23 protein-coding genes are annotated in these 25147 nt (G+C 63.0%); 16 read left to right on the top strand and 7 right to left on the bottom strand.

What is annotated here, in order from left to right:
- Positions 1-147: 147 nt before the first annotated feature.
- The 4 genes from slmA to ACJO2E_RS19390 all read left to right on the top strand — a co-directional run bounded on the left by slmA (position 148) and on the right by ACJO2E_RS19390 (position 2795).
- The gene (gene slmA, locus ACJO2E_RS19375) at positions 148-738 is read left to right on the top strand and encodes a nucleoid occlusion factor SlmA (RefSeq protein WP_406966031.1); all 591 of its coding nucleotides are present in this window, start codon (positions 148-150) and stop codon (positions 736-738) included.
- Between the two features lie 150 nt (positions 739-888).
- Entirely contained in the window at positions 889-1455 is a 567-nt protein-coding gene (locus ACJO2E_RS19380; protein ID WP_406966032.1) for a pesticin C-terminus-like muramidase, read from the top strand.
- Positions 1452-2108, top strand: a complete 657-nt coding sequence (locus tag ACJO2E_RS19385; protein ID WP_406966034.1) for a hypothetical protein — start codon at positions 1452-1454, stop codon at positions 2106-2108. Before ACJO2E_RS19380 ends, ACJO2E_RS19385 begins: the two co-directional genes overlap by 4 nt.
- Positions 2109-2222: 114 nt before the next feature.
- Positions 2223-2795 (top strand): peroxidase-related enzyme, encoded by a 573-nt coding sequence (locus tag ACJO2E_RS19390; RefSeq protein ID WP_406966035.1) that lies wholly within the window; start codon positions 2223-2225, stop codon positions 2793-2795.
- A gap of 42 nt (positions 2796-2837) precedes the next feature.
- Here ACJO2E_RS19390 and ACJO2E_RS19395 read toward each other — a convergent pair whose 3' ends face one another.
- Positions 2838-4430 (bottom strand): class I adenylate-forming enzyme family protein, encoded by a 1593-nt coding sequence (locus ACJO2E_RS19395; RefSeq protein ID WP_406966036.1) that lies wholly within the window; start codon positions 4428-4430, stop codon positions 2838-2840.
- 198 nt (positions 4431-4628) lie between these two features.
- On the opposite strand from ACJO2E_RS19395, the gene ACJO2E_RS19400 reads away from it, so the two are divergent.
- A complete protein-coding gene (locus ACJO2E_RS19400; protein ID WP_406966038.1) occupies positions 4629-5249 on the top strand; it encodes a TetR/AcrR family transcriptional regulator in 621 nt (206 codons plus the stop codon).
- A 19-nt stretch (positions 5250-5268) separates the two neighbouring features.
- Here the strand turns inward: ACJO2E_RS19400 and ACJO2E_RS19405 are convergent, their stop codons facing one another.
- Positions 5269-6423, bottom strand: coding sequence for an acyl-CoA dehydrogenase family protein (locus tag ACJO2E_RS19405; protein WP_406966039.1), 1155 nt, complete (start codon positions 6421-6423; stop codon positions 5269-5271).
- A gap of 229 nt (positions 6424-6652) precedes the next feature.
- Between ACJO2E_RS19405 and ACJO2E_RS19410 the strand changes: the two genes are divergently transcribed.
- The 5 genes from ACJO2E_RS19410 to ACJO2E_RS19430 all read left to right on the top strand — a co-directional run bounded on the left by ACJO2E_RS19410 (position 6653) and on the right by ACJO2E_RS19430 (position 13192).
- The gene (locus ACJO2E_RS19410) at positions 6653-7531 is read left to right on the top strand and encodes a helix-turn-helix transcriptional regulator (protein ID WP_406966040.1); all 879 of its coding nucleotides are present in this window, start codon (positions 6653-6655) and stop codon (positions 7529-7531) included.
- A gap of 41 nt (positions 7532-7572) precedes the next feature.
- Positions 7573-9156, top strand: coding sequence for an o-succinylbenzoate--CoA ligase (menE, locus tag ACJO2E_RS19415; protein ID WP_406966041.1), 1584 nt, complete (start codon positions 7573-7575; stop codon positions 9154-9156).
- A gap of 30 nt (positions 9157-9186) precedes the next feature.
- Positions 9187-10332 carry an acyl-CoA dehydrogenase family protein gene (locus ACJO2E_RS19420; protein ID WP_406966042.1) on the top strand — a complete coding sequence of 382 codons (1146 nt, stop codon included), beginning with the start codon at positions 9187-9189 and terminating at the stop codon, positions 10330-10332.
- 29 nt (positions 10333-10361) lie between these two features.
- Positions 10362-12164, top strand: coding sequence for an acyclic terpene utilization AtuA family protein (locus ACJO2E_RS19425; RefSeq protein ID WP_406966043.1), 1803 nt, complete (start codon positions 10362-10364; stop codon positions 12162-12164).
- Between the two features lie 167 nt (positions 12165-12331).
- Positions 12332-13192 carry an alpha/beta fold hydrolase gene (locus ACJO2E_RS19430; RefSeq protein WP_406966044.1) on the top strand — a complete coding sequence of 287 codons (861 nt, stop codon included), beginning with the start codon at positions 12332-12334 and terminating at the stop codon, positions 13190-13192.
- A gap of 51 nt (positions 13193-13243) precedes the next feature.
- On the opposite strand, the gene ACJO2E_RS19435 is transcribed toward ACJO2E_RS19430, so the two are convergent.
- Entirely contained in the window at positions 13244-13888 is a 645-nt protein-coding gene (locus ACJO2E_RS19435) for a glutathione S-transferase family protein (RefSeq protein WP_406966046.1), read from the bottom strand.
- Positions 13889-13992: 104 nt separating this feature from the next.
- Here ACJO2E_RS19435 and ACJO2E_RS19440 point away from each other — a divergent pair, with 104 nt between their 5' ends.
- The 5 genes from ACJO2E_RS19440 to ACJO2E_RS19460 all read left to right on the top strand — a co-directional run bounded on the left by ACJO2E_RS19440 (position 13993) and on the right by ACJO2E_RS19460 (position 19404).
- Positions 13993-15615 carry an acyl-CoA carboxylase subunit beta gene (locus ACJO2E_RS19440; RefSeq protein ID WP_406966047.1) on the top strand — a complete coding sequence of 541 codons (1623 nt, stop codon included), beginning with the start codon at positions 13993-13995 and terminating at the stop codon, positions 15613-15615.
- Positions 15616-15725: 110 nt separating this feature from the next.
- Positions 15726-17717 (top strand): acetyl/propionyl/methylcrotonyl-CoA carboxylase subunit alpha, encoded by a 1992-nt coding sequence (locus ACJO2E_RS19445; RefSeq protein ID WP_406966049.1) that lies wholly within the window; start codon positions 15726-15728, stop codon positions 17715-17717.
- Positions 17718-17730: 13 nt separating this feature from the next.
- Positions 17731-18516 (top strand): enoyl-CoA hydratase/isomerase family protein, encoded by a 786-nt coding sequence (locus ACJO2E_RS19450; RefSeq protein ID WP_406966050.1) that lies wholly within the window; start codon positions 17731-17733, stop codon positions 18514-18516.
- Positions 18482-18982 (top strand): FAS1-like dehydratase domain-containing protein, encoded by a 501-nt coding sequence (locus tag ACJO2E_RS19455; protein ID WP_406966051.1) that lies wholly within the window; start codon positions 18482-18484, stop codon positions 18980-18982. The genes ACJO2E_RS19450 and ACJO2E_RS19455 overlap by 35 nt, the downstream gene beginning before the upstream one ends.
- Before the next feature lie 2 nt (positions 18983-18984).
- Positions 18985-19404, top strand: a complete 420-nt coding sequence (locus ACJO2E_RS19460; protein ID WP_406966052.1) for a hotdog family protein — start codon at positions 18985-18987, stop codon at positions 19402-19404.
- 50 nt (positions 19405-19454) lie between these two features.
- Here ACJO2E_RS19460 and ACJO2E_RS19465 read toward each other — a convergent pair whose 3' ends face one another.
- The gene (locus ACJO2E_RS19465; RefSeq protein ID WP_406966053.1) at positions 19455-20663 is read right to left on the bottom strand and encodes an acyl-CoA dehydrogenase family protein; all 1209 of its coding nucleotides are present in this window, start codon (positions 20661-20663) and stop codon (positions 19455-19457) included.
- A gap of 164 nt (positions 20664-20827) precedes the next feature.
- Between ACJO2E_RS19465 and ACJO2E_RS19470 the strand changes: the two genes are divergently transcribed.
- A complete protein-coding gene (locus ACJO2E_RS19470) occupies positions 20828-22051 on the top strand; it encodes an MFS transporter (protein ID WP_406966054.1) in 1224 nt (407 codons plus the stop codon).
- A 22-nt stretch (positions 22052-22073) separates the two neighbouring features.
- Here the strand turns inward: ACJO2E_RS19470 and ACJO2E_RS19475 are convergent, their stop codons facing one another.
- The 3 genes from ACJO2E_RS19475 to ACJO2E_RS19485 all read right to left on the bottom strand — a co-directional run bounded on the left by ACJO2E_RS19475 (position 22074) and on the right by ACJO2E_RS19485 (position 25078).
- Positions 22074-23081 carry a zinc-dependent alcohol dehydrogenase family protein gene (locus ACJO2E_RS19475; protein ID WP_406966055.1) on the bottom strand — a complete coding sequence of 336 codons (1008 nt, stop codon included), beginning with the start codon at positions 23079-23081 and terminating at the stop codon, positions 22074-22076.
- A 132-nt stretch (positions 23082-23213) separates the two neighbouring features.
- Positions 23214-24608: an MATE family efflux transporter gene (locus ACJO2E_RS19480; RefSeq protein WP_406966056.1), complete on the bottom strand. Its 1395-nt coding sequence runs from the start codon at positions 24606-24608 to the stop codon at positions 23214-23216.
- Positions 24605-25078, bottom strand: coding sequence for a MarR family winged helix-turn-helix transcriptional regulator (locus ACJO2E_RS19485; RefSeq protein ID WP_406966057.1), 474 nt, complete (start codon positions 25076-25078; stop codon positions 24605-24607). The genes ACJO2E_RS19480 and ACJO2E_RS19485 overlap by 4 nt, the downstream gene beginning before the upstream one ends.
- Between the last annotated feature and the right edge of the window lie 69 nt (positions 25079-25147).

The following is a 25147-nucleotide window of genomic DNA, read 5'->3' on the forward strand; positions in this document are numbered from 1 at the left end:
AATCCCCTCTCCCTTCAGTGGAGAGGGAGCTAAAACACCCCATTTTCCTGCCCGCCTTCAAACAAAATCCCCACCGATCCCTGTAGAATCCCCTCATCACCGAAACATTACCAATCAATAATCAAATCAGAGCGCTGTAGTCCTGTCATGACCAACCAGAAACCCAGTCGTCGCGACGCCATCCTCCAGGCCCTGGTGGAGATCCTGGAAACGGACCCCGGAGCCCGCATCACCACTGCCGGCCTGGCCAGGGCCGTGGGCGTTACCGAGGCCGCCCTGTACCGTCACTTTCCCAGCAAACGCAAGATGTTCGAGGCGCTGATCGAGTTTGCCGAGGACACCGTGTTTGCCCGCTGCCAGCGCATCCTGCAGGAGCAGGAAGATGCACAGGTACGCCTGCAACAGGTCACCCAACTGGTTCTGGTGTTCGCCGAGCGCAACCCGGGCCTGTGCCGCGTGCTTACCGGCGAAGCCCTCAGCGGCGAAAACGAAGCCCTGCGCAAACGCGCCAGCCAGTTCTTCGACCGCCTGGAAACCCAGGTCCGCCAGATCCTCAAGGAAGGCGACATCCGCCAGGGCCTGCGCCCCCAGCCCACTGCCAACCGGGCGGCGGACTGGGTGATGACCTTTGTGGAGGGCAAGATCCAGCGCTACATCCGCTCCGGCTTCAGCCGGTTGCCTTCGGCGGAGTTTGAGGAGCAGTGGGGGAGGGTCGCAGAGGTGGTTTGGTCAAGGTGAGGACTGGATCAAGTTATCGCCACTACGGTTTCTTTTCTAGGGGCAACTGGCTTACTCTACCTGTCTGGGCGAACGGTCGTAGCATGGGATTGCAGGGCTTGTTCGCTTGCTACATCAATAGGATTTATTGGCCAAGGAGAGGTTTGCAGGATGTCGTTAAATATTGATTACTCTTTCATTAGTGATCTTGAAGGTGGGCGTGTATTAAGGGCCTATGTTCCAAATCCCGGTGGTAGTAACAGTGGTGTTACCGTCGCGACGGGATTTGATCTTGGCCAAAGGAATGAAGCTGACCTTCAACGCCTTGGACTGTCCCAGTCTTTGATCACGAAGCTCAAACCCTACCTTTCGATAAAAAGTGTTCAAGCAGGCAGATTTCTGGCGAATAATCCTCTGACCATCACACCGATGGAGGCGGAGGTTATCGACAGAGCCGTAAAGGCTGGTCAAGTCCGTCAATTGCAGAGCTTGTACGCTGGAGCGCCAAACAACAAGAATAAAGTTGCATTTTCTACTCTTCCCGAAGAGGCTCAAACGGTAATCGCTTCGGTGGCTTTCCAATATGGGACTGGGTTGAATATTAAAACACCGGGTTTTTGGGATGCGGTGACTTCTCAGGATTGGAAGCGCACCGTAGAAGAACTCCGGGACTTCAAGGATGCCTATCCGACCAGGCGGAATAAGGAAGCAGATCTACTGGAAAGGATTTTGCCATGAGGACAAGTGTCGTTGGTTTAACAACCCTGTTATTGGTATCAGCATGCTCAGCAAGCGGAACAGATACTGGCGGAGATGACTTTGGAGCGTTTACCCGAGAGCTGCACAACTATGACGAAGTCATGACGGAGCCTCGCCCTGAGCTCCAGTTTAGCGATGGGGCAACTGCGCACAGCTGCCGGGAGTATTTGGAACTCCGGGGAAAAGCCGATGTTTTGGAAGGTGTTGAGAATCGCAGTCAGTTGGCGAACTACAGAGTCTGCGATACCTTGCAAGCCCTAAAGTCTGCTGAGCCGGTGCAGCAGAAGTACCGTCCTGATGTCCCAGCAGGAGAGGTGCTACGCAATAGGCTTGATCTGCGCAGCTTCCGATCATCACTGGGGCCAGCGTCCAATCATTATCATACGCTTGCCGAGATATCGGGCGAGTTACCTGTCCAGGTGGACGACAACACTGTCACGTTGGAATCTGATGACTGGTACATCCAGCTTGAGGTGGTGGCCAGGGCAGACGTAGACAATGATGGCCATGAGGACTGGCTCATCTGGCTGACTGACGAGGCCAGAGACGGAAACTACCGTGGCTATGACTCTCTCGTGATCCATAATGTTGCTGGCAATGGATTGCTTGAAGCGAGGCCTATCGGCCCGTGATCTCTTTTGCTTTGTGTCGGATCGATCGCGTTCCCTCACTAGCCAGTTATCACAAGAGCTGTCAGAGCAGACCCTGTTATTCTGGAGTCTGGTCCATATAGCGGAGTCCTTTCCATGCCCGAGCAACCGCCCATCTCCCGATTTCCGATCCCCGATCTTTCCACTTTGCCGGAGGATCTTCGAACACGCATCGAAACCCTGCAGGAAAAGATGGGCTTCATTCCCAATGTCTTCCTGGGCCATGCCCATCGTCCCAACCAGTTGCGGGCCTTCCTGGCCATGCATGATGATCTGATGGAGTCCGATGAGGGGTTGAGTCGCGTGGAGCGGGAGATGATTGTGGTGGCGACCAGCAGCGCCAACCAGTGCCTCTACTGCATGGTGTCCCATGGGGCTTTCCTGCGCATCCGCTCGAAACAGCCGTGGCTGTCGGACCAGATCGGTGCCAATTACCGGGAAGCGGAGATCAGTGAGCGACAGCGGGCGATGCTGGACTACGCGGTCAAACTGGCCCAGACGCCCTGGCTGGTAGGGGAAGGGGATATCCGAACGCTGGAGCAGGCCGGCTTCAGCCAGGATGAGATCTGGGATATCGGGGCGATTACCGGGCTGTTTGCCATGTCTAACCGGCTGGCAGCCCATACGGCCATGCGCCCCAATGCCGAATTCTATGGTATGGCGCGCTAGGTAACGTCACCCCCGGGAGATATCTCCCGGGGGCACCTGCCCTCAGGAGAAGAAATCCTCCATCCCCTTGCGGATCACATGCTTCTGGATCTTGCCGGTGCCGGTGCGGGGAAACTCGTCCACGATCACGATGGCCTTGGGCACCTTGAACCCGGCCAGGTGTTCCCGGCAGTACTCGATCAGTTCTCCTTCGGTCGCCTCCTTGCCCGGCATCAGGATCACGCTGGCGGTGATGGCCTCGCCCCAGCGTTCGTGGGGGACGCCGATCACCGCCGCTTCCGCCACTTTCGGGTGACCCATCAGGCAGCGTTCCACATCCAGTGAGGCCACGTTCTCGCCCCCGGTCTTGATCAGATCCTTCTTACGGTCGGTGAACCAGATGGCGCCGTCCTCGTCGATGGAGGCAATATCGCCACTGTGGAACCAGCCGTATTTGAAGGATTCTTCGGTCTTCTCCGGCTGGTTCAGGTACTGGGTCATCACCTGCGGACCCCGATAGACGATCTCGCCGGTTTCCCCCGGTGGCAGCAGGCGGCCGTGGTCATCCATGATCGCCACCCGGGTCAGCGGGGTGGCGGTGCCCCAGGAGCCGGCCTTGCTCCACTGGTGCTCGGGGCGGATCAGACAGGTGGCCGGGGTGAATTCGGTCTGGCCGGAACCCAGGATCACGTCAGCGTTGGGGAAGGCATCGTGGATGCCCTGCAGCTTGTTTTCGGCAATGGGCGCCATGGCGTAGAGGGCGCGGCGCACCGACGAAAAGTCCCGCTGGCTGGCTTCCGGGTCCGACAGCACTTCGTTGAACATCATGGGCAGGAACACCAGCATGTAGATCCGGTGCTCCTCAATCAGCCGCGCGCATTCCCGGGCGTCGAAGCCTTTGGCCATCACCAGCTTGCCACCCATCATGAAGGTGGGCAGCGCCAGGCAGTTGACCGCCGTGCAGTGAAACAGCGGCAACTGGCAGAGCATGGCCTGCTCGGGGGGCAGGCGGTTGGCGATGATATTGGCCATGGCAGCCATGGTGACGGCCAGGTGACTGGTCACCACGCCCTTGGGATTGGCGGTGGTGCCGCTGGTGTAGAGCAACTGGACCGGGTCGCGGTCGCCCACCACCACTTCCACCGGCTGGTCGCTGGCACTGTCAATCAGGGCCTGGAACGGCTGCCAGGTCTGACCACCGGCTTCATGGGGGCTGGTTCCTGTCCAGTACAGACATTCGAGCGCCGGCAACTGCTCCGGCAAAGACTGACCGGCTTCCATCAGGGCCTCCTCCACGATCAGGACTCGGGTGTTGCAGTCCTTCAGGCAGTAGGCGATCTCATGGGGTTTCAGGCCCAGGTTGACCGGTGCGAACACCAGGTTGGCCCTGGCGCAGGCGATGTAGGTCACCATCAGCTCCAGGCAGTTACGGGCCAGCACGCCCACCGGCTCGCCGGCTTGCAGACCCAGGCCAAGGAGGCTGTGGGCTACGCGGTTGGCCTGATCCTCGAACTCCCGGTAGGTCAGGGTGCGGCCGTCGTCCACCATAGCGATGTTGTCCGGGTACAGGTCGGCGGCACGGGTGAGGATGTCGCCGGCGCAGACCCGGTCGATCATGTTCATTTCAGGGGTTGGGGCAGGGTGTTGTTCTGGCATGGAAGTGCTCCGCTGGTCCTTGGCTGTTGTTCTTGTTTTGATCAATCTAGCGGACGCCCGGGATTTGAGCAAGCGTTTGGTCTACACTCTTGGTAAGGCATACCGGTGCTGACTGATTGCCGCACTCCGGTGGCCCGAAACGCGGGACATGCTATAGAATGCGACCCGATCCCCACAGTCTCAGAGAGAGCCGGACCCTTGGTATTCAGTGAAGAAATCCGCAACGAGCTGATAGAAAACGGCAGCATCACCGATCCCAAAAGCCCCCGGGGTGTCGTGCTCAATACCGCGGCCAGTCTGTTCCGGCACAAGGGTTACCTGCAGACCACGGTCCGCGACATCGGCCGCGAGACTGGCATACTGCCCGGCAGCATCTTCCATCATTACCGCAGCAAGGATGAGATCCTGCGCACGGTGATGGAGGAGAGCATCATCCTCAACCTGACTCGCATGAAACGGGCGCTGGAGCAGAGTGATAGCCTGGAGGCCAAACTGCGCACCCTGATTGCGGTGGAACTCTACGCCACCAACGGCGAAACCGGCGAGGCCTGGAGCGTGATGGTGGGGGAGTGGCGCAACCTGTCCGATGATGCCAAGGCGGATATCCTCAAACTGCGGGAAGAATACGAGGGCATCTGGCTGGGCGTGCTTCAAGAGGCCCAGGCCGAGGGCATGCTGACCATGGAGCCGGATATCCTGCGCAAGCTGCTGGCCGGTGCCATGCACTGGACGCCCACCTGGTTCCGGGCCGGCGGTGGCCTGTCGCTGGACGACCTGACGGATCGGGTTATGATCCTAGCCACCGGGGGCCGGGGCTGACCCCGGCGCTACCAGCGGCCTACTGGTCGCCCGGATGGGTGCCCATGAACTTGCTGAGGATGCCCAGCATCACCTCGTCGGCACCCCCGCCGATGGACACCAACCGCAGGTCCCGGTAGAGCCGGGTGATCAGGGTTTCATTCATGAAGCCCATGCCGCCGTAGTATTGCAGGCAGGCATCGGTGACCTCCCGGCACAGCCGTCCGGCCTTCAGCTTGGCCATGGAGGCCAGGCGGGTCATGTCCTCGCCGTTGATGTAGCCCTCCGTGGTCCGGTACACCAGTGAACGCAGCAGTTCCACCTCGGTCTGCAGCTCGGCCAGGCGGAAGTGGATGGTCTGGTTGTGCAGCAGCGGTTTGCCGAAGGCAATGCGCTGGCGGGTGTACTCGGCCACGTCCTCGATGCAGCGCTCCAGAGTCCGCAGGGTGCTGGCGGAGCCCCACAGCCGCTCCTCCTGGAACTGCTGCATCTGATAGATAAACCCGAGGCCTTCCTCGCCGATGCGATAGCGCTGGGGCACCCGCACATCCTCGAAGAAAATCTGCGCGGTATCGGAGCTACGCATGCCCAGTTTATCCAGCTTGCGGGCGACGGTAATGCCCGGCGTGTCCATGGGCAGCACGATCAGCGACTTGTTCTTGTGCACCGGGCCATCACCGGTGTTGGCCAGCAGGCACATGAAATCCGCCTGGGTGCCGTTGGTGATCCACATCTTGCCGCCATTGATGATGTAGTCGTCGCCGTCCTTGCGGGCGATGGTCCTGATGGAGGCCACATCGGAGCCGGCGCCGGGTTCGGAAACACCGATACAGGCCACGTAGTCGCCGGCAATGGCCGGTGCCAGGAACTCCCGCCGCAGCTCATCGGAGCCAACCTTGGCCAGGGCCGGTGTGGCCATATTGGTCTGTACACCCACCGCCATGGGAATGGAGCCGCAGTTTACCTCGCCCATGGCTTCGCAGAAGGCCAGGTCGTAGCTCCAGTCGAGCCCCATGCCACCAAACGCCTCGGGCTTGGTAATGCCCAGGAAGCCCTTGGCACCCATCTTCCGGAACAGCTCACGGGCGGGGAAGATGCCTTCCTCCTCCCACTGGTCCACATAGGGGTTGATCTCGTCCGCCACGAACTTGCTGACGGAATCGTAAAGGCTCTTGTGTTCGGTGGTGTAACGCATGCTGCCCTCCATTGGGGGAAACCGGGCCCGTTTTCCCGGTTGATTGTTGTTGGTTTATTGCCTTCCGTACGCTGTCTTGAGGGGGCGTCGGGGCAGGTTTCCGGGCTTGGTCTGGGATCTATTCAGGCATGAGACCAATCATTCGGTCAAATTATTCTAGCGGTGAATCTTGAATTTGACCAAGTGTTAGGTCTAGTCTTTGGAAAACAACAGACAGGAGGGTAACGCAATGAGTTTTACCCCCGCCCGGACCACGGAATCCCGACTGGGTGACTCGCCCCGGGTGATGCTGATCAGCGATCACCGGGTGTTTTATTTCGGCCTGTTGGGCAGACCCGGGCTGCGCAACTTCGGTTGCGCGACCCTTTACGTGGCCGAGCAGACCCCGATGGAGGTGGACCTCGGGAATGGGTGGCAGCGACACCAGGTCTGCTGGGTGCCTCCCTATACGCCCCACAGGGTCCGCACCCGGGACCGACAGCTGGCCATCATCATGGTGGAGCCGGAATACACCGACATTGATGCCGTCGGCTCCCATATCCGTCAGCGCCTGAAGGAAGACGCGACGGCCTTGCGTAACCGTATCCTGGGAGGGGGCAGGCGATTTCGCCGGCTTTCACCTGATACCCGGCTGGGGGATGGGGCGTTCGATAATCTGCTGTTCGGTCGGCGCCTGCCTCCCGGTGACCTGGACCCGCGGGTCGGCCGGGTGGTGGACCACTTGTGCCACCACAGCGACGATAGCCGCAGTGCCGCGACCCTGGCCAGGGAAGAGGGGCTGTCCCAGTCCCGCTTCCTGCACCTGTTCAAGGAACAGACCGGTATCTGCCTGCGCAAGTACCGGGCCTGGCGCCGGGCCCGCAGTCTGCTCTACCACGTCCGGTCTTCCGCCACACTGACCGATATCGCCCTGGAAACCGGCTACCCGGATTCGACCCATTTCAGCCATTCCATCCGCAGGATCTATGGGTTGCCGCCCCGGGAAATCGTCAGTGGTTCCCGCCGGCTTCAAATCCATGTCCAGGAGCCGGCCTCTGCCGCCAGCGCCTGCCGGACACTGGCAGCCAGTTCACACAAGAGGCCATGGCAGACGACTGCTATGGTCTGACGGCACACCCCGGCTGCTCACACGACGATCAGAGGTGCACCATGAGTTCACAACAAGACCAACAGAACGACCCCAGCCTCACCTCCCACTACCTGGGTGGCATTGGTGACTGGCTGCGCTACCACGCCTGGTACCGCCCCGACACCGAAGCCCTGATCTATGGCGACGACCGGGTCACCTATGCCGATCTCGATGTGCGGGTGAACCGTGCCGCCAACCTGCTGTCGGCAAAGGGCGTCACCAAGGGCAGCCGGGTGGCGCTGCTGATGATCAACAGCACGGCCTTCCTGGAAGTCTTCTTTGCCTGCGCCAAGCTGGGGGCCATTGCGGTACCGCTGAACTTCCGGCTCAGTCCGAAGGAACTGGAATTCATCATCAACGATGCCGAGGCGTCGGTGATTGTCTACCACGCCCGCCTGCTGCCGCTGCTGGAGCCGATCCGCGGCACCACCACCCTGAAGCATGCCATTGCCGTTAACGGCGAGTGCGGTGACGGCGTGACGGGTGCCGATGGTGATCCCGATTACCGAGAGAGCCTGGCGGCCGCGGACACCACCGACCCGGATACCCTGGTGGGCCAGGACGACCCGCTGATGATGATGTACACCTCCGGCACCACCGGGAAACCCAAGGGTGCCCTGCTGACCCACGCCAATCCCACCTGGATTGCCATCAACACCCAGATGAGCCCGTTGGCCTTCAATACCGACGACAGCACCCTGACCGTGGCGCCGCTGTTCCATATCGGCGGGCTGGCCATTTACACGCTGCCAATGCTGTATTGCGGGGCCCGCATCGTGTTGCAGCCCCAGTTTGAGCCGGACACCCTGCTCAAGGCACTGGAGCGTGAGCGCATCACCACCCTGTTCGTGCTGCCGGCCATGTGGCTGATGCTCAGCCAGCACAAGGCTTTCGACGACTACGACCTTTCACACCTCAAGGTGCTGCTGTCCGGCGGTGCGCCCTGTCCCATCCCGGTGATCGAGTTCTTCCAGAAGCGGGGCTTCCAGTTCCTGGAAGGTTTTGGCATGACCGAGACCTGCGCCTCCGCCTGTGTGCTCAACAATGAAAACGCCGTACGCAAGAACGGCTCCGTGGGCAAACCGCTGATCCATGTGCAGATGCGCATCGTGGACGAGAACGACAACGACGTGGCGCCGGGGGAAACCGGCGAACTGGTGCTGCGTGGGCCCAGCATGTTCCGGGAATACTGGAACCGTCCCGACGCCACCGCCGAGGACTGGCGCAACGGCTGGTTCCACAGTGGTGACCTGGCCCGCCAGGACGACGAGGGCTTCTACTACATCGTCGACCGCAAGAAGGACATGCTCATCTCCGGCGGCGAGAACGTCTATCCCACCCAGGTGGAGCAGGTGCTCTATCGCCACCCGAAAGTACGGGACGTGGCGGTGATCGGTGTGCCGGATGAGAAATGGGGCGAGGTGCCCATGGCACTGATCGTGCCGGAGGAGGGCGACGATCCCACCCTGGAGGAGATCCAGTCCTACTGCGGCGAACACCTGGCCCGCTTCAAGGTCCCGAAACACCTGGTGGTGCTGGACGAACTGCCCCGTACCGCCACCGGCAAGGTGCTCAAACGGGAGCTGCGCAAGCAGTACCAGTAACCCCCGAACCGCGACAACCGAGGAAGATCCATGACCACCAGCAGTCCGTTCTACACCGCCGAGCACGAGGCCTTCCGGGATTCGGTCCGTGCCTTTGTCCGCAACGAGATCGAGCCCTGGGTGACCGAATGGGATGAGGCCGGCACCTTTCCCAGGGAACTCTACAAAAAGGCCGCGGACATCGGCCTGATCCCCCTGGGCTATCCGGAGGAATACGGTGGTGTCGAGGCGGACCTGTTCTACATGATCATTGCCGCCCAGGAACTGGCGCGAGCCGGTTGTGGGGGGCTGTCCGCCAGCCTGATGAGCCACGGTATCGGCACGCCCCCGATCGTGAAGTACGGCTCCGAAGACCTCAAGCAGCGGGTGCTGCCGCCCATCTACGCCGGCGAGGCCATCAGCGCCTTGGCCATCACAGAGCCCGGCGGCGGTTCCGACGTGGCGGCCCTGAAGACCACGGCGAAACGGGACGGTGACCATTACGTGGTCAACGGCTCCAAGACCTTTATCACCTCCGGCATGCGGGCGGACACCTACACGGTGGCGGTGCGCACCGGCGAGGCGGGCCACAAGGGCATCTCCCTGCTGGTCATCGACCGGGACACCCCGGGCTTCACCCGTACCCCCCTGGACCGCAAGATGGGCTGGTGGTGTTCGGATACGGCCACCCTCTACTTCGACGACTGCCGGGTACCGGCAGGCAACCTGCTGGGGGAGGAGAATCAGGGCTCGAAGATGATCATGAACAACTTCAACTTCGAGCGCATCTTCATGGCCGCCGGCTGCATCGGGTTTGCCCGGGCCTGCTATGACGAGGTGGTGGAATACGCCCGCCAGCGCCAGACCTTCGGCCAGGCACTGATCGAACACCAGGTGGTGCGCCACAAGCTGGCGGATATGGTCATGAAGATCGAGGCCAGCCAGGCCTACCTGGAAAAGCTGGCCTGGCGTATTGAGCAGGGGGATAACCCGGTGGCGGACGTCTGCCTGCTCAAGAACCAGAGCACCCTGACCATGGAGTACTGTGCCCGGGAAGCGGTGCAGACCCTCGGTGGCGCCGGCTACCTGCGCGGGCCCAAATCCGAGCGCATCTACCGGGAAGTGCGGGTCAACGCCATCGGCGGCGGTGCCGAGGAAATCATGCGCGACCTGGCCACGCGGCAGCTTGGCCTGTAGCAGAATCGAATCACCCAGCGGAGTCTTTCATGACGGACAAGGTTATTAAAATCGGCGGTGCCTCGGGCTACTGGGGCGATACCGCCCTGGGGCCGAAGCAACTGATCCAGCACGGTGATATCGACTACCTGATGCTCGATTACCTTGCCGAAATCACCATGTCGATCCTCGCCAAAGCCCGCTCCAAGGACCCGGAGGGGGGCTATGCCACCGACTTCATCGACCGGGTGATGAAACCCTGGATGAAGGACATCGCCGACAAGCGCATCAAGGTCATTGCCAATGCCGGCGGGGTCAACCTGGAGGCCTGTCGCCGGGCACTGGAAGCGGTGGCGGAAGAGGCCGGCGTTACCCTGAAGATCGGCACCGTGGAAGGGGACAACCTGCTCGACCGGGCCGACGAACTGCGGGAGAAAGATCTGCGGGAAATGGAAACGGGTGAGGCGATGCCCGACAAGGTCATGAGCGTCAATGCCTACCTGGGGGCCTTTCCCATCGCTGCCGCGCTGGATGCCGGCGCCGATATCGTGGTCACCGGTCGCTGTGTGGACAGCGCCCTGGCGGTAGGGCCGCTTATCCATGAATTTGGATGGAAGCCGGAAGACTACGATCACCTGGCCGCTGGCGGGCTGGTCGGTCACCTGATCGAATGCGGTGCCCAGACCAGCGGCGGCAACTTCACCGACTGGCACGATACCGAGGCCGGCTGGGAGAACACCGGTTTCCCCATTGCGGAAGTGTCGGCGGATGGCAGTTTCGTGCTGACCAAGCCCCCGGAGACCGGCGGGCTGGTGTCGGTCCTCACCGCCGGCGAGCAGATGCTGTACGAGATTGGCGACGCCCACAGCTACGTGCTGCCGGATGTGATCTGTGATTTCACCCGGGTCACCATGGAACAGGCCGGCGATAACCGGGTGCTGATCCGGGGCGCCCGGGGCCGGGAGCCCACCGGCCAGTACAAGGTCAGCGCCACCTATATGGGCGGTTTCACCTGCATTGGCAGTTTCGTGATTGTCGGACGGGAGGCCGCGGCCAAGGCCCGGCGCATGGGGGAGGCCATCCGCAACCGTGCCGCCGCCATGCTGGAGGAGGAAGGACTGCCACCGTTCAGCAAGTCCGATCTGCAGGTGATCGGCGCGGAATCCATGTTCGGCGACCACGCCCGGCCCGAAGCCCGGCAGGCGCGGGAGGTGGTGTTACGCCTGGGCGTGCATCACCCGCGCAAGGAAGGCGTCGAACTCTTCTCCAAGGAATTTGTGGGCGCGGCCCTGTCCATGTCGCCGGCGGTTACCGGGGTGACGCCGGGCCGTCCACGCCCCAGCCCCGTGGTCAGCCTGTTCTCAGGCCTGATCGACAAGGATCAGGTGCCGGTAACGGTGAAAGTGGGGGGCGAACCGGTCCACCTGCCACAGGCCTGCCTGAAAGGGCAGGGGCAGCCGCAACCAGCGGACTCTCATGAAGCACCGGCGTTGCCGGAAGAAGGCACCCTATCGGTTCCGCTGATGGACCTGGCGGTGGCCCGCAGCGGTGACAAGGGCAACTACGCCAATATCGGCGTGATCGCCCGCGACGCCCGTTACTTTGACGTGATCCGGGCCGCCCTGACGCCAGAGCGGGTCAAGGCCTGCTTCAGCGGGCTCACCCAGGGAGAAGTCACCGCCTATCCGTTGCCGGGTATCCATGGCATCAATTTCCTGCTGGCGGAGTCCCTGGATGGCGGCGGCGTCAGTTCGCTCCATATGGATCCCCAGGGTAAAACCTATTCCCAGGTACTGCTTGAACTGGAGATTCCAGTGCCAGCCCAACAGGCCCGCGACTGGGGGCTGGTCTGATACCGCCGGGTACGGATCAGAAACAGATAGTTGCAAAACTAACTGGAATTTCCGGGCGCACTTGGGGCATCATCAGCACATTGGTAGCAAGCGCTCGATAAGCGCGCCTATGTTGATGACCCCATGTCGGCTAACGACCGCATGGAGAGCCATACCGGAGAACCACAATGGAACGACTTTACCTGAACGGCGCCTCGGGGCTGAAGCTGGCTGCCGATGTGGCGGGCGACCCGGATGATCAGCCCGTTGTCCTGCTGCACGGTGGCGGCCAGACCCGCCATTCCTGGGGTGAACTGACCCGCATCCTGGCGGGTAACGGCTACCGGGCGATCAACGTGGACATGCGCGGCCACGGCGAGAGTGAGTGGTGCCCGGAGGGGGACTACACCATCGACCGCTTTGTAGAAGATGTCCATGGCATCCTGGCGGACCTGTCTCAGCCACCCGTACTGGTGGGCGCCTCCCTCGGCGGCATCAGCTCACTGCTGGCGGCCGGTGAGAGCCCGGACCTCGACGTCAGGGGGCTGGTGCTGGTGGATATCGTGCCCCAGGCCGAGAAGGCCGGCATCCAGCGGATACGGGATTTCATGCTGGCACACCTGGACGGTTTCGACTCGATTGAAGAGGTGGTCGCCGCCGTGAGCGCCTACAACCCGCACCGCAAGCCCAGCTCCGGCTCCGGCGAAGGTCTGCGCAAGAACCTCAGGGTGGGTGAAGACAATCGCCTGTACTGGCACTGGGATCCGGCCTTCATGGGCGGCGACCGGACGCCGGGGGCGTCAAAGAATGTTGAGCGCCTGCGCACGGCCGCCAGGCGGCTTCAGGCTCCCACGCTGCTGGTCCGTGGCAAGATGAGTGATGTGGTCAGTGATGAAGGCGTGAAGGACTTCCTGGAGCTGATGCCCAATGGCCGGGCCATGGATGTTGGCGGTGCGGGGCATATGGTGTCCGGCGACCAGAACGACGCCTTCAACGATGCCATCCTGGAATTCCTGGCGGAACTGGAACCGACCGCCACCCCCGCCTGATGTACGCTGAGCCGGCACCCGGGGCGATGCTTCGCCCCGGCTTCGCATGGCTCAGGAAATACCCTGCGCCGTTGCCGCTTCCTCCTGGCTCTCCAACGCCCTCTTGAAGGCTTCCCGCTGCTGGATGCGCTGCCAGTAGGCCCGGGTGTTGGGACCGAATTCCTCATCCATGTTCAGGTTTTCCGCCAGCAACAGGGCATAGGCCACCGAGATGTCGGCGGCGGTGAAGGTCTCTCCGAGAATCCAGGGCGAAGTTTTTTCCAGTGAAGCCTCCACTGCCCGCAGGCGACCCAGGAACCACTTTTTGTAGTCCTCCGCCACCTGGGGCACCCGCCGTTCCTCCGGCTCCAGTCGCGTATAGCGCAGCACCAGCGTCTGGGGAAAGGTCAGGGTGGCTTCCCCGAAATGCAGCCAGTTCAGATATCTGCCGTAACGTGAATCGTCCACTGGCACGCCCAGGCGGCCATTGCCGTAACGGTCCGTGAGGTACTGGGCAATGGCGGACGACTCCGTCATGAAGGTATCGCCATCGAACATGGCGGGGATGGTGCCCAGGGGGTTGATGTCCAGGTAGTCCTTTTTGAACACCCGGGGCGGGAACGGCAGCATGTGCAGCTCGTAGTCCAGGCCCAGTTCCTCCAGGGCCCAGAGGGCGCGGAAGGAGCGGGCACTCGCGCAGTGGTACAGCTTGATCATAGGGCGGTTTCCATCGTTGGTTTTTTTCTGATTCTAGTATTGACCAATCGCTTGATCAAATTTATGTTGAAAGAAGAAATCCACGACACTGGAACACCAATCCTATGGCCGTCATCGAGTCCAAGATATCCGCCGGCAGCGATGCCTTTCGCGAGAACCAGCAGGGCATGAGCACCCTGCTGGATCGTATCCGCGAACTGGAGAACCGTACCCGTGCCAAGTCCGAGGCCTCCAAGGAGCGCTTCGAGAAGCGGGGCCAGTTGCTGCCCCGGGAGCGCCTTGCCCTGGTGCTGGACCCGGGCGCGCCGTTCCTGGAACTGTCCACCCTGGCCGGCTATGGCCTGGACAACCCGGATCCGGACAAGAGCGTGCCTGGTGGCGGCGTGGTGGCGGGTATCGGCTACGTGTCCGGCGTGCGGGTGATGATCTCCGCCAATGACTCGGGCATCGACGCCGGCGCCCTGCAGGCCATGGGCCTGGAAAAACAGCTACGGGTGCAGGAACTGGCCCTGAAGAACAAGCTGCCCTATGTGCAACTGGTGGAAAGCGCCGGCGCCAACCTGCTCAACTACAAGGTGGACCAGTTCATCCACGGCGGCACCCTGTTCGCCAACCTGACCCGCCTGTCGGCGGCGGGCCTGCCGGTGGTCACTGTCACCCACGGCTCTTCCACCGCCGGTGGCGCCTACCAGACCGGCCTGTCGGACTACATCATCATGGTGCGGGACCGTTCCCGGGCGTTCCTGGCGGGGCCGCCGCTGCTGAAGGCCGCCACCGGCGAGATCGCCACCGAGGAAGAACTGGGCGGTGCCGAGATGCACACCAGTATCTCCGGGCTGGGGGACTACCTGGCGGAAGACGACCGCGACGCCCTGCGCATGGTGCGGGAAGTGGTGGCCCAGCTGGACTGGGACGGCGACCTGCCTCCACTGGGATCCCGTAGCTTCCAGCCGCCCCGTTACGATCAGGAGGAACTGCTGGGCATCATGCCCATGGACTACAAGCGCCCGGTGGACATGAAGGAGGTGATCGCCCGCATTGTGGACGACTCCTACTTCCTGGAATTCGGTGCCAACTACGGTTCTTCCACCGTGTGTGGCCACGCGAAGATTGAGGGCCTGCCGGTGGGCATCATCACCAACAACGGCCCCATCGATCCGGCCGGTGCCACCAAGGCCACCCATTTCATCCAGGCCTGCTGCCAGTCCCAGACGCCGATCCTGTACCTGAACAACACCACCGGTTTCATGGTGGGCAAGGAGTACGAGCAGGCCGGCATCATCAAGCACGGCTCCAAGATGATCCAGGCGGTGACCAACGCCACCGTACCCCAGGTGACCATCTACTGTGGGGCGTCTTTCGGGGCGGGGAACTACGGCATGTGCGGCCGGGGGTTCGCGCCCCGGTTCTGTTTCTCCTGGCCCAACGCCAAGACCGCCGTGATGGGCGCCGAGCAGGCGGCGAAGACCATGACCAACGTCACCGAGGCGGCGATGATGCGCAAGACCGGTGAAGTGGACCACGACCGGCTGGCGGCCATGGAGAAGAAGATCATCGACACCTTCGAGAGCCAGATGGACGTGTTCACCACCAGCGCCCGACTTCTGGACGACGGCGTCATCGATCCCCGGGAAACCCGCTCGGTGCTGGCCTATGTACTGTCGGTGTGCCGGGATGCGGAACGCCGCGAACCCCACGCCATGCAGTTCGGGGTGGCCCGGCCCTAGGAGTCTGCGCGGCGCGATTTCTACCGCACAGACTCCTGGGCATGCGACTAGACGAAACGGGGCCGGCGACCACCGGCCATCCCAGGAATTGAGAACGGTGTCTGCACACTATGAGTAACACAACAGCGAACCAACCGACTCCCTTCAGCAAGGTGCTGGTGGCCAACCGGGGCGAGATCGCCCTGCGGGTGATCCGCTCTGCCCGTGAACTGGGTTATCGCACCGTGGCGGTCTATTCCTCCGCTGACCGTAACGCCCGCCACGTGCGGGCGGCGGATCAGGCTGTGGCCATTGGTGGCGACCTGCCCGCCGAATCCTACCTGCGCATTGACCGCATTATCGAGGCCGCCCGCTTGAGTGGCGCCGACGCCATCCACCCGGGTTATGGCTTCCTGGCAGAAAACCCGGAACTGCCGAGGGCCTGCAAAGAGGCGGGCATCGTTTTCGTCGGGCCGTCCGGGGAATCCATCGAGGCCATGGGCCACAAGGCTGGCGCCAAACAGCTGATGATGAACGCCGGCGTACCCTGCGTACCCGGTTATCAGGGCGAGGACCAGGATGAGGACCGGCTGATCCGTGAGGCCGATGAGGTGGGCTTTCCGATCATGATCAAGGCAACCGCCGGCGGTGGCGGCCGGGGTATGCGGCTGGTGGAAAAGGCGGAGGATTTCCCCGCCGCCCTGCGCAGTGCCCGCTCGGAGGCGGAGAGCGCCTTCGGCGACCCGGAGGTGATCCTCGAGCGCGCCATCATCAACCCCCGCCATATCGAGATCCAGGTGATGGCGGACCGCTACGGCAATGCCGTCTACATCGGCGAGCGTGACTGCTCGATCCAGCGACGTCACCAGAAGGTGGTGGAGGAGGCACCGTCGCCGGCGGTGTCACCGGAATTGCGGGCCCGTATGGGGGAGACCGCCGTGACGGCGGTAAAAGCCATCCACTACGAAGGCGCCGGCACCCTGGAATTCCTGCTGGACCAGGACGGCGAGTTCTATTTCATGGAAATGAACACCCGCCTGCAGGTGGAGCACCCGGTCACCGAATCCATCACCGGGCTGGACCTGGTGGAACTGCAACTGCGGGTGGCCGCCGGTCAGCCCCTGCCGCTGACCCAGGATGATATCGTGCTGCGAGGCCACTCCATCGAGGTACGCCTGTGTGCGGAAAGCCCCAGCGAAGGGTTCATGCCCCAGAGCGGCACCATGGCCCTGTGGCAGATGCCCGCCACGCTGCGGGTGGAGGATGCGGTGGAATCCGGCTCGGACATTCCGCCATTCTATGATTCCATGATCGCCAAGCTGATCAGCACCGGCGCCGACCGGGAGGAAGCCCGTCGCCGGCTGGTGAGCGCCCTGGAGGATGCCACCGCCCTGGGCGTGGAAACCAACCAGGCGTTCCTGCGGGCGTGCCTGGAACATCCCACCTTTGTGCAGGGGGAAGCCACCACCGCTTTTGTAGAGAACCACCAGGACGAGCTGCTGGCCCGGGATGACGGGACTGATACCCGCGCCCGGATTCTGTCGGCGGTATTGCTCTACGCCACCGATGCCCAGGGCAGCTATGGTGGGTCAATCAGTCGGATTACCCACCGGCTGCCCATCATCTTCCGTTTCAGTGTGGACGGCGAGGCCGCCGATGCCCGTGTCAGCAAGCAGGGCAACGGTGGCTTCCATGTGGACCTGGAAGGTGAGGGCACGGACCTGACCCTGGATGCCGTCGACGGCAACAACGTGCGCTTCACCTGCCAGGGGCTGTCCGAGGGCGCGGTAATGATCCGCAGTGGCAATCGGCTGTACCTGCGTTACCGGGGGCAGTCCTACCGCATCGATGATCACACCCACGAAGCGGCGGTGGCTGGTGACGAGGCCGGAGATGGCGTGATCCGGGCGTCCATGAACGGCCGCGTGGTCGCCCTGCATGCGAGCGAGGGTGACGAGGTCGAGGCCGGGCAGGCGGTGATTGTGCTGGAAGCCATGAAGATGGAGCACGTCCATACGGCGGCCGTGACCGGCACCTTAACCTCCCTGACCGTGAGCGAGGGCGAGCAGGTCACCGCCGGCAAGGTGATTGCCGAGATCACTCCCGCCGAAGCCGACCAATAACCAGGAGCCTGATATGTCCAATGCTGAACAAGACGCCGTCCTGCTGGAACAGAAGGGCCCGGCCCTGTGGATCACCATCAACCGGCCGGAAAAGCGCAATGCCATCAACAACGAGGTCATCGCCCGTATTCGGGAAGGCTATCTCAAGGCGGAATCAGATCCGGATATCCGCGTTATCGTGCTCACCGCCGCAGGGGAAAAGGCCTTCTGTGCCGGTGGCGACCTGCAGCCGGGCCAGGGTTTTGCCTTTGACTATTCACAACCCAATGCCGAGTACGCGGACCTGTTCCGGCTGGCAGTGAATGCCACCACACCCTGCATCGCCCGGGTGAACGGTGTCTGTATGGCCGGCGGCATGGGCCTGCTGTGCATGGCGGATATGGCGGTGGCCCATCGCGACGTGAAGTTCGGTCTGCCGGAAGTGAAGGTGGGCCTGTTCCCCATGCAGGTACTCAGCCTGATGCAGCGGCTGGTACCGCGTCGGGTACTGCGGGAATGGACCCTCACCGGCGAGCCCTTCACCGCCGATGAAGCCCTGCAGCATGGCCTGCTCAACCACGTGGTGGCGCCGGAGGAGCTGGACGACAGGGTGGACTGGCTGATCAGTCGCCTCACCGACAAGTCCCCCACCGCCATCCGCCGAGGCAAGTATGCCATCAAGGCCATCGAGGACATGACCTTCGAGCAGGCCATCGCCTATACGGAAACCCAACTGGCCACCATGACCCTGACCGAGGACGCGAAGGAAGGCATGGCGGCCTTCAATGAGAAGCGCAAACCCCAATGGCCGGGCAAGTGAGGGCGGCGGTATGGCGCTGCTGACCCAGGAACATCGTTCGGCCATAGGTAGAGAGCTGCCCCCGGTGACGGCGGAGGTCACCCGCCGGGAGATCCGGAAGTACGCCGCCGCCACGGGTCAGCGTCTGCAAAAGTTCATTGAGGGTGACGAAGCCCCGCCCATGTTCCTGTTCGGACTGTTTACGCCGATACTGCCCCGGGAAAGGCTTGGCCACGACGGCCTGCCCCCGGACAGCGGACTGGTGCCCGAGCTGCCCCTGAAACGGGTGATGGCCGGTGGATCCGAGCAGTCCTGGTTCCGGGGGATCCATGCGGGCGATGTACTGGTCTCGCAGCACACCTTGCTGGACCTGTTTGAGAAGGAAGGCACCCGGGGGCCGCTGATCTTTGTGGTGGTGGAAAACCGTGTTGAAACCGAAGCGGGAGAACCGGTCATGACTGAGCGCTCCACCTGGATAGCGAGGTGATCATGGAACTGTCAGGCATCCGCACCGGCGACACCTTGCCCGAACGGACGTTTGCCCCGGATGAGGTGCAGCTGTTCCTGTACAACGCGGTTATCTGGAACCCCCACCGCATTCACTACGACCTGCCGTACACCACCGGGGAGGAAGGCCACCCCGCCATCGTGATTGACGGACCCCTGCAGGGGGATTTCCTGACCCAACTGGTGCTGGAGTGGCTGGGGGATCGCGGCACCCTGACGGAGTTCGCCTATCGCAACCTCCGGGCCAGTTATGTGGGTGACTCCCTGACAGCCACTGGCCGTGTGACGGACATTGATACGGCCACCGGCGAAGTGGCCCTGGAAGTGGCCCTGCTCAACAGCGACGGCGAGGTGGTCACACCCGGCAGCGCCAGGGTTTCATTCAAAACCCCTCTCCCTTGAGGGAGAGGGGTTGGGGAGAGGGTGGGGCAGGCCGATGTCCGGGGTCGACCTCACCCGATGGGGTGCTTCTTCAGCTCCATCCGCCCCAGCTGGTTGCGGTGGACCTCGTCCGGGCCGTCGGCAATGCGCAGGAAGCGGGCAACCGCGTAGGCGGCGGCAATGCCGTGATCGTTGATTACCCCGGCGCCGCCGTGGGCCTGCATGACCCAGTCGATCACCTTGCAGGCCATGTTGGGGGCGGCGATCTTGATCATGGCGATTTCCGCCTTCGCCACCTTGTTGCCGACTGTATCCATCATGTAGGCGGCCTTCAGGGTCAGTAGCCGGGCCTGCTCGATGGCGATACGGGACTCGGCGATGCGTTCCAGGGTCACGCTCTGGGTCGACACCGGCTGGCCGAAGGTCACCCGCTGCTGGGTCCGTTGGCACATCTGCTCCAGCATCCGTTCCGCCAGGCCGATCAGTCGCATGCAGTGGTGGATGCGACCGGGCCCCAGGCGGCCCTGGGCAATCTCGAAGCCCCGACCTTCGCCCAGCAGCATGTTGGCGGCGGGAACCCGCACGTTGTTGAATTTTACCTCCGTCACCCGGTCCAGGGTGTCATAGCCGAACACCGGTAGCGGGCGCACGATCTCCACCCCCTCCGCGTCCCGGGGCACGATGATCATGGACTGCTGCCTGTGGCGGTCCGGGTTGTCCGGATCGTTCTTGCCCATGAAGATAAACAGCGAACAGCGGGGATCCGTGGCGCCGGAGCTGAACCATTTATGCCCGTTGACCACATACTCGTCTCCATCGCGGGTAATGGACGACTGGATATTGGTGGCATCGCTGGAGGCCACCGCCGGTTCGGTCATGGCAAAGCAGGAGCGGGTCTTCCCCTCCAGCAGGGGTTCCAGCCACTGCTTTTTCTGCTGGTCGGTGCCATAGCGCACCAGCACCTCCATGTTGCCGGTGTCCGGCGCGCTGCAGTTGAACACCTCCGGTGCAAAGGCCACCCGACCCATGAGCTCGCATAGGGGCGCATACTCCAGGTTGGTCAGGCCGGCGCCATACTCGGATTCCGGCAGGAACAGGTTCCACAGCCCGGACTCCCGGGCGATGGCCTTGAGTTCCTCCAGCTTAGGGGACACCTTGAAGGGCCCCAGTGAGCGGATTTCCTCCAGTACCGCGGCTTCATTGGGATAGATGTGTTCGTCCATAAACGACTGAACCTGCGCCTGCAGATCCCGGACCCGGTCGGTGTAGTCGAAGTTCATGGGGGCTTCTCCTGATGATAGTGATCACCGGAGGCTGACACCGGAGCGTGGCGCTGTCTTGTGTCAGGAGGCTAGGTTTACGCGGAATGACGGATTTCCCGTTGCAGGTGCCTCAGGTTACCATGGTCTATTCCCTTATCTTGCTAACATTCGAAGACTGACCGTTGACTCCAGAAAAGCCGTCCAGCGCCGAGACCGTTGCCCCCACCGAGGCCCGCAGAAACTTCTTTGTCATCTGCCTGGCCCTGGGCCTGTGTTTTGTCGTCTATTCCATGCTGATTGTGGCCGTGCCGGTGTATGGGCTGAGGCTGGGGGCGTCACCGCTGGTGCTGGGTGCCGTGCTGAGTACCCAGTATCTGCTGCCGTTGCTGTTTGCCATTCCCCTGGGTGGTGTCGTCACCCGCTATGGTGGTCGCGCGACCCTGTTGGCCGGGGCGTGGCTGATGGTGGCGGGCCTGTTGTCCATGCACTTCTGGTACGGCTACCCGGGGCTGGTGCTGGGGCAGTTGCTGGTGGGGCTGGCCCACCTGCAGATGGTGCTGTCGGCCCAGACGCTGATTTCCAACCTGGGCACTGGCCCGCGGCTGGAGCAGTACTTTGGCTGGTATTCCACCTGGCTGTCCGGCGGGCAGGTGGTGGGGCCGTTGCTGGCGGGGCTGCTGTTACCGGAGCAGGACGGCGTCGGTCAGGTGTTCCTGGCGATGGCGGTGATTGCGGCCCTGAGCGCCATCGCCGGCCTGTGGCTCACCGGTCAGGCCCGGGAGCGTCTGGCGGTTGAACGACGGGAAAGCGGCTTTCGGGCCCAGTGGCACCTGATGCAGACCAGCCGGGGCGTGCAGTTGTCGGTACTGGTGACGGTGTTGGGCATGTTCGCCCTGGGGGTGTATGGCAGCTACCTTCCTGTGTACTTGGAAAGCCTGGCCATGAGCCCAGTGGTAATCGGCGTGCTGGTCAGCCTGCGGGCCGGTGTGTCCATGGTGATCCGTCCCTTCATGGCCCGCCTGATCGCCCTGGTGGGCGGTCGGGGGCCGGCGGTGCTGCTGGCGCTGGGCTCCCTGGCCATCGGTATTGCCCTGCTGGGTTTCTCGGAGCAGATCGTGCTGATTGGTCTGCTGGCCGTGCTGGTGGGCCTGGGTTCGGGCCTGACCCAGCCCCTGTCCATGGTGATCCTGGCCGAATCCGTCGATAAGGAAAAACGCTCAGGCGCCCTGGGCATGCGCCTGATGGCCAACCGGGCGATCCACTTCCTGGCGCCCCTGCTGTTCGGCGGGCTGCTGTCCCTGGGCGGGTTCCCGCTGGCCTTCGGAGCCTCCGGCGTGGCCATTGCCCTGGCTCTGGTGATGACACAGCGGCTGTTCGGCACCCTGCCAGCCCAGGGGCGGGGCTGACAGGTAAATCTCTGCCGGGCTATCAGATCTCCAGGCAGATTTTGCCGAAGTGCCTGCCGGCCTCCTCATAGCGGAATGCCTCGGCGATCTCCTCCAGCGCAAACGACCGGTCGATCACCGGGTGCAGGTCATTCACCTCGAGGGCACGGACCATGTCCTGTTGCTGGGCACGGCTGCCGACAATCAGCCCCTGTAGCCGTGCCTGCTTCGCCATCAGTTTTGCGGTGGGAACCTCCCCCGCCCGGCCGGTGAGCACGCCAATCAGTGAGATATGGCCGCCAATGGATACCGCGTCGATGGATTCCGGCAGGGTACCGGGCCCGCCCACCTCAATCACATGGTCCACACCCTGGCCACCGGTCAGTTCAAGCACCCGCTGGCCCCAGGCAGGGGTGGTCTTGTAGTTGATGGTTTCGTCGGCCCCCAGGGTCTTCAGTTGCTCGAGCTTGGCATCGGAGGATGAGGTCGATATCACCCGGGCGCCCATCATCCGGGCGAACTGCAGGGCAAAGATGGACACGCCACCGGTGCCCAGGGTGAGAACCGTATCCCCGGCCTTGAGCCCGCCATTCACTACCAGCGCCCGCCAGGCGGTCAGGCCCGCGGTGGTCAGGGTGGCGGCTTCGGCGTGAGAGTATCCGGCCGGCGCCAGGGTGAAGGCCCGGGTGGGCGCGACCACCAGTTCCCGGGCGTAACCATCGACGCCGTCGCCGGGTGTGGTGCTGAAGTCGGCGATGGGCGCCGGCCCGTTCAGCCACTCCGGGAAAAACGTGGACACCACATGATCGCCCACCCGGAAGTCGCTGACGCCGGCACCCACGGCCTCCACCACACCGGCGCCGTCGGACATGGGAATCCGGCCATCGTCGGTGGGAATGCGACCGGCAACCACGGAATAATCATGGAAGTTCAGGGAACTGGCACGAATCCGGACCCGCACCTCGCCGGGGCCGGGTTCGCCGGGTTCCGGGCCTTCGGTGACCGCGAGTTGATCCAGTCCGCCGGGTTTGGCAAGGGACGCGTATTTCATGGCAGCACCTCCGTTTCAGTGTCGAGTGCCGAGGGGGCGTCGGGATTGGTAAGGGGAGTGGGTCAGCATAGGATATGGGCCGGGGGTGTCAACGCCGCGCGCCATCCAATGGCCACCACCACGCCCGTGCTGTCATTGGCCAGGTAACGCCCGGCGCCAGGCGCCGAGCCGCAGGGCACTGGCCGTAATGGCGCCGAACAGCAGCATGCCGGCGGCGATACAGGCGTAGACCGCATCCAGCCCGAAACCGAACCCGTAAGCCACCAGCGAGGCACCACCAATGGCCACCACAAACCGGACCAGTGCGGCGAATACCGGCCACTGGATAAAACCCGCCCCCTGGGAACCGAAGTAGAGCGCTAGGCCCAGGCCCTGGAACAGGAACACCGGGCCGACAATCTGCAGGAACCGGGCACCGGCGGCAAACGTTTCCGGATCATCGGTAAACAGACCAACCCAAAGTCCCGGTGCTATCGCCAGCAACAGGCCGACACTGCCGGTCAGTGCTGCCGCGAGCGCGCCACCAGTCCAGCCCACCTGCTCGGCCCTTGCCACCTGACCGGCGCCCATATTAGTACCGACGATGGCCGTCATGGCGGCGCCAATACCAAACACCATCGGAATCAACAGGAACTCCAGCCGGGCGGCAATACCATAGCCCGCCAGGGCCGCGGCGCCGAAACCACTGACAATCACGTTCACCGCGGCAATGGCCAGCACCGTGAGTACCGGAGACAGCGACGCCAGGGCCCCGACCCGGAAGATATCTGCAAACAGCCCGCGCTGCAGGGTCAGGCTGGACAGCCGCAGTTGCAGTACCTGTCCATTGCCGGCCAGCCTGACCATGAGCACGGCGGCCATCAGGCCCATGGTCAACACCACAGAAATGGCGGCGCCCGCCACCCCAAGTTGCGGCAGGCCCGCCCAGCCCAGGATCAGCGCGCCGGATAGCGGAATCTGGATAAACGCACCCAGGACTATCACCACGGCAGGAAAGCGCATTTCCCCCATGCCCCGGTAGATGGCCGCGATAATACCCATCAGCCACAGGGCCACACTGCCCCCAAACAGGATATGGCCATAGATCAGGGCGTCGTTGATGACAGCCGGGGTGACGTCGAGTTGATTGAGCAGGGCCGCCCCGACAAGCCACCACAGCAGCCAGAACAGACCGCCCGCAGCCACCGCAATAGTCACGCCATGCCAGATCAACGCCTCTGCCTGGTCCCTGCGGCCCCGGCCCAGCGCCCTGGCCACAGAACTGCTCAATGCCCCACCAATCGCGCCGTTGGCCAGCATCTGCATCAGCATCAACCCCGGGAACATCAGGGCAATGGCGGCCAGTGCCGCGGTGCCAAGATGCCCGATGAACCAGACCTCAGCCATGCTCACACTGCCCTGCACCAGGAAGGCGATGGCGTTGGGCGCGGCCATGGCGAGGATCAGTGGTAGCGCCGGACGACTGAGCATCTGTTCGGTGCGTGTCATGGCCGCTGGCGGGGCTGTCCCCGGCGCGGAGGCGGTCATGAGTCTGCCCCGGTTGGCTCGTGGGGCGCGAGCAGGTCCAGTGATTCATCAATCAGGCTGTGCAGCGCCATGACCCGCTCTTTGCCCAGCATGCGGTTGATGCGCTGCTGGGCCCGCTTCCAGTGCTCCCTGGCCTGGTGCCACTTCTGCCGGCCGTCGTCGGTGATGACAATGGTCCGGCTGCGGCGATCCGGGCCGGGGGACTGGGCGAGCCAGCCGGCATCCAGCAGGGGCTTCAGGTTGCGGGTGAGGGTGGAGGCGTCCATTTTCATGGCCCTTGCAAGATCCCCCGGGCGCACCGGGCCCAGCTGGATGACGTGGGCCATCAGTGCGTATTGGGTGCCCTTGAGCCCGGCCTGCCCCAGTTCGGCATCGTAGAACTGCGACACCTGCCGCATCAGTTGCCTGATGCGGTAGTTGGTGCAACCCTGGGGTTTGGCCTTGTCGGATACCGGGGATTTGACGGTCATGGGAGGCTCCGGATAGTATTTGTAGCTGCAAGTATTGTATATGCAACTATCACCGTCAAGATCCGGCAG

This window comes from Marinobacter shunpengi (genome assembly GCF_045449695.1).
Taxonomy (GTDB): Bacteria; Pseudomonadota; Gammaproteobacteria; order Pseudomonadales; family Oleiphilaceae; genus Marinobacter.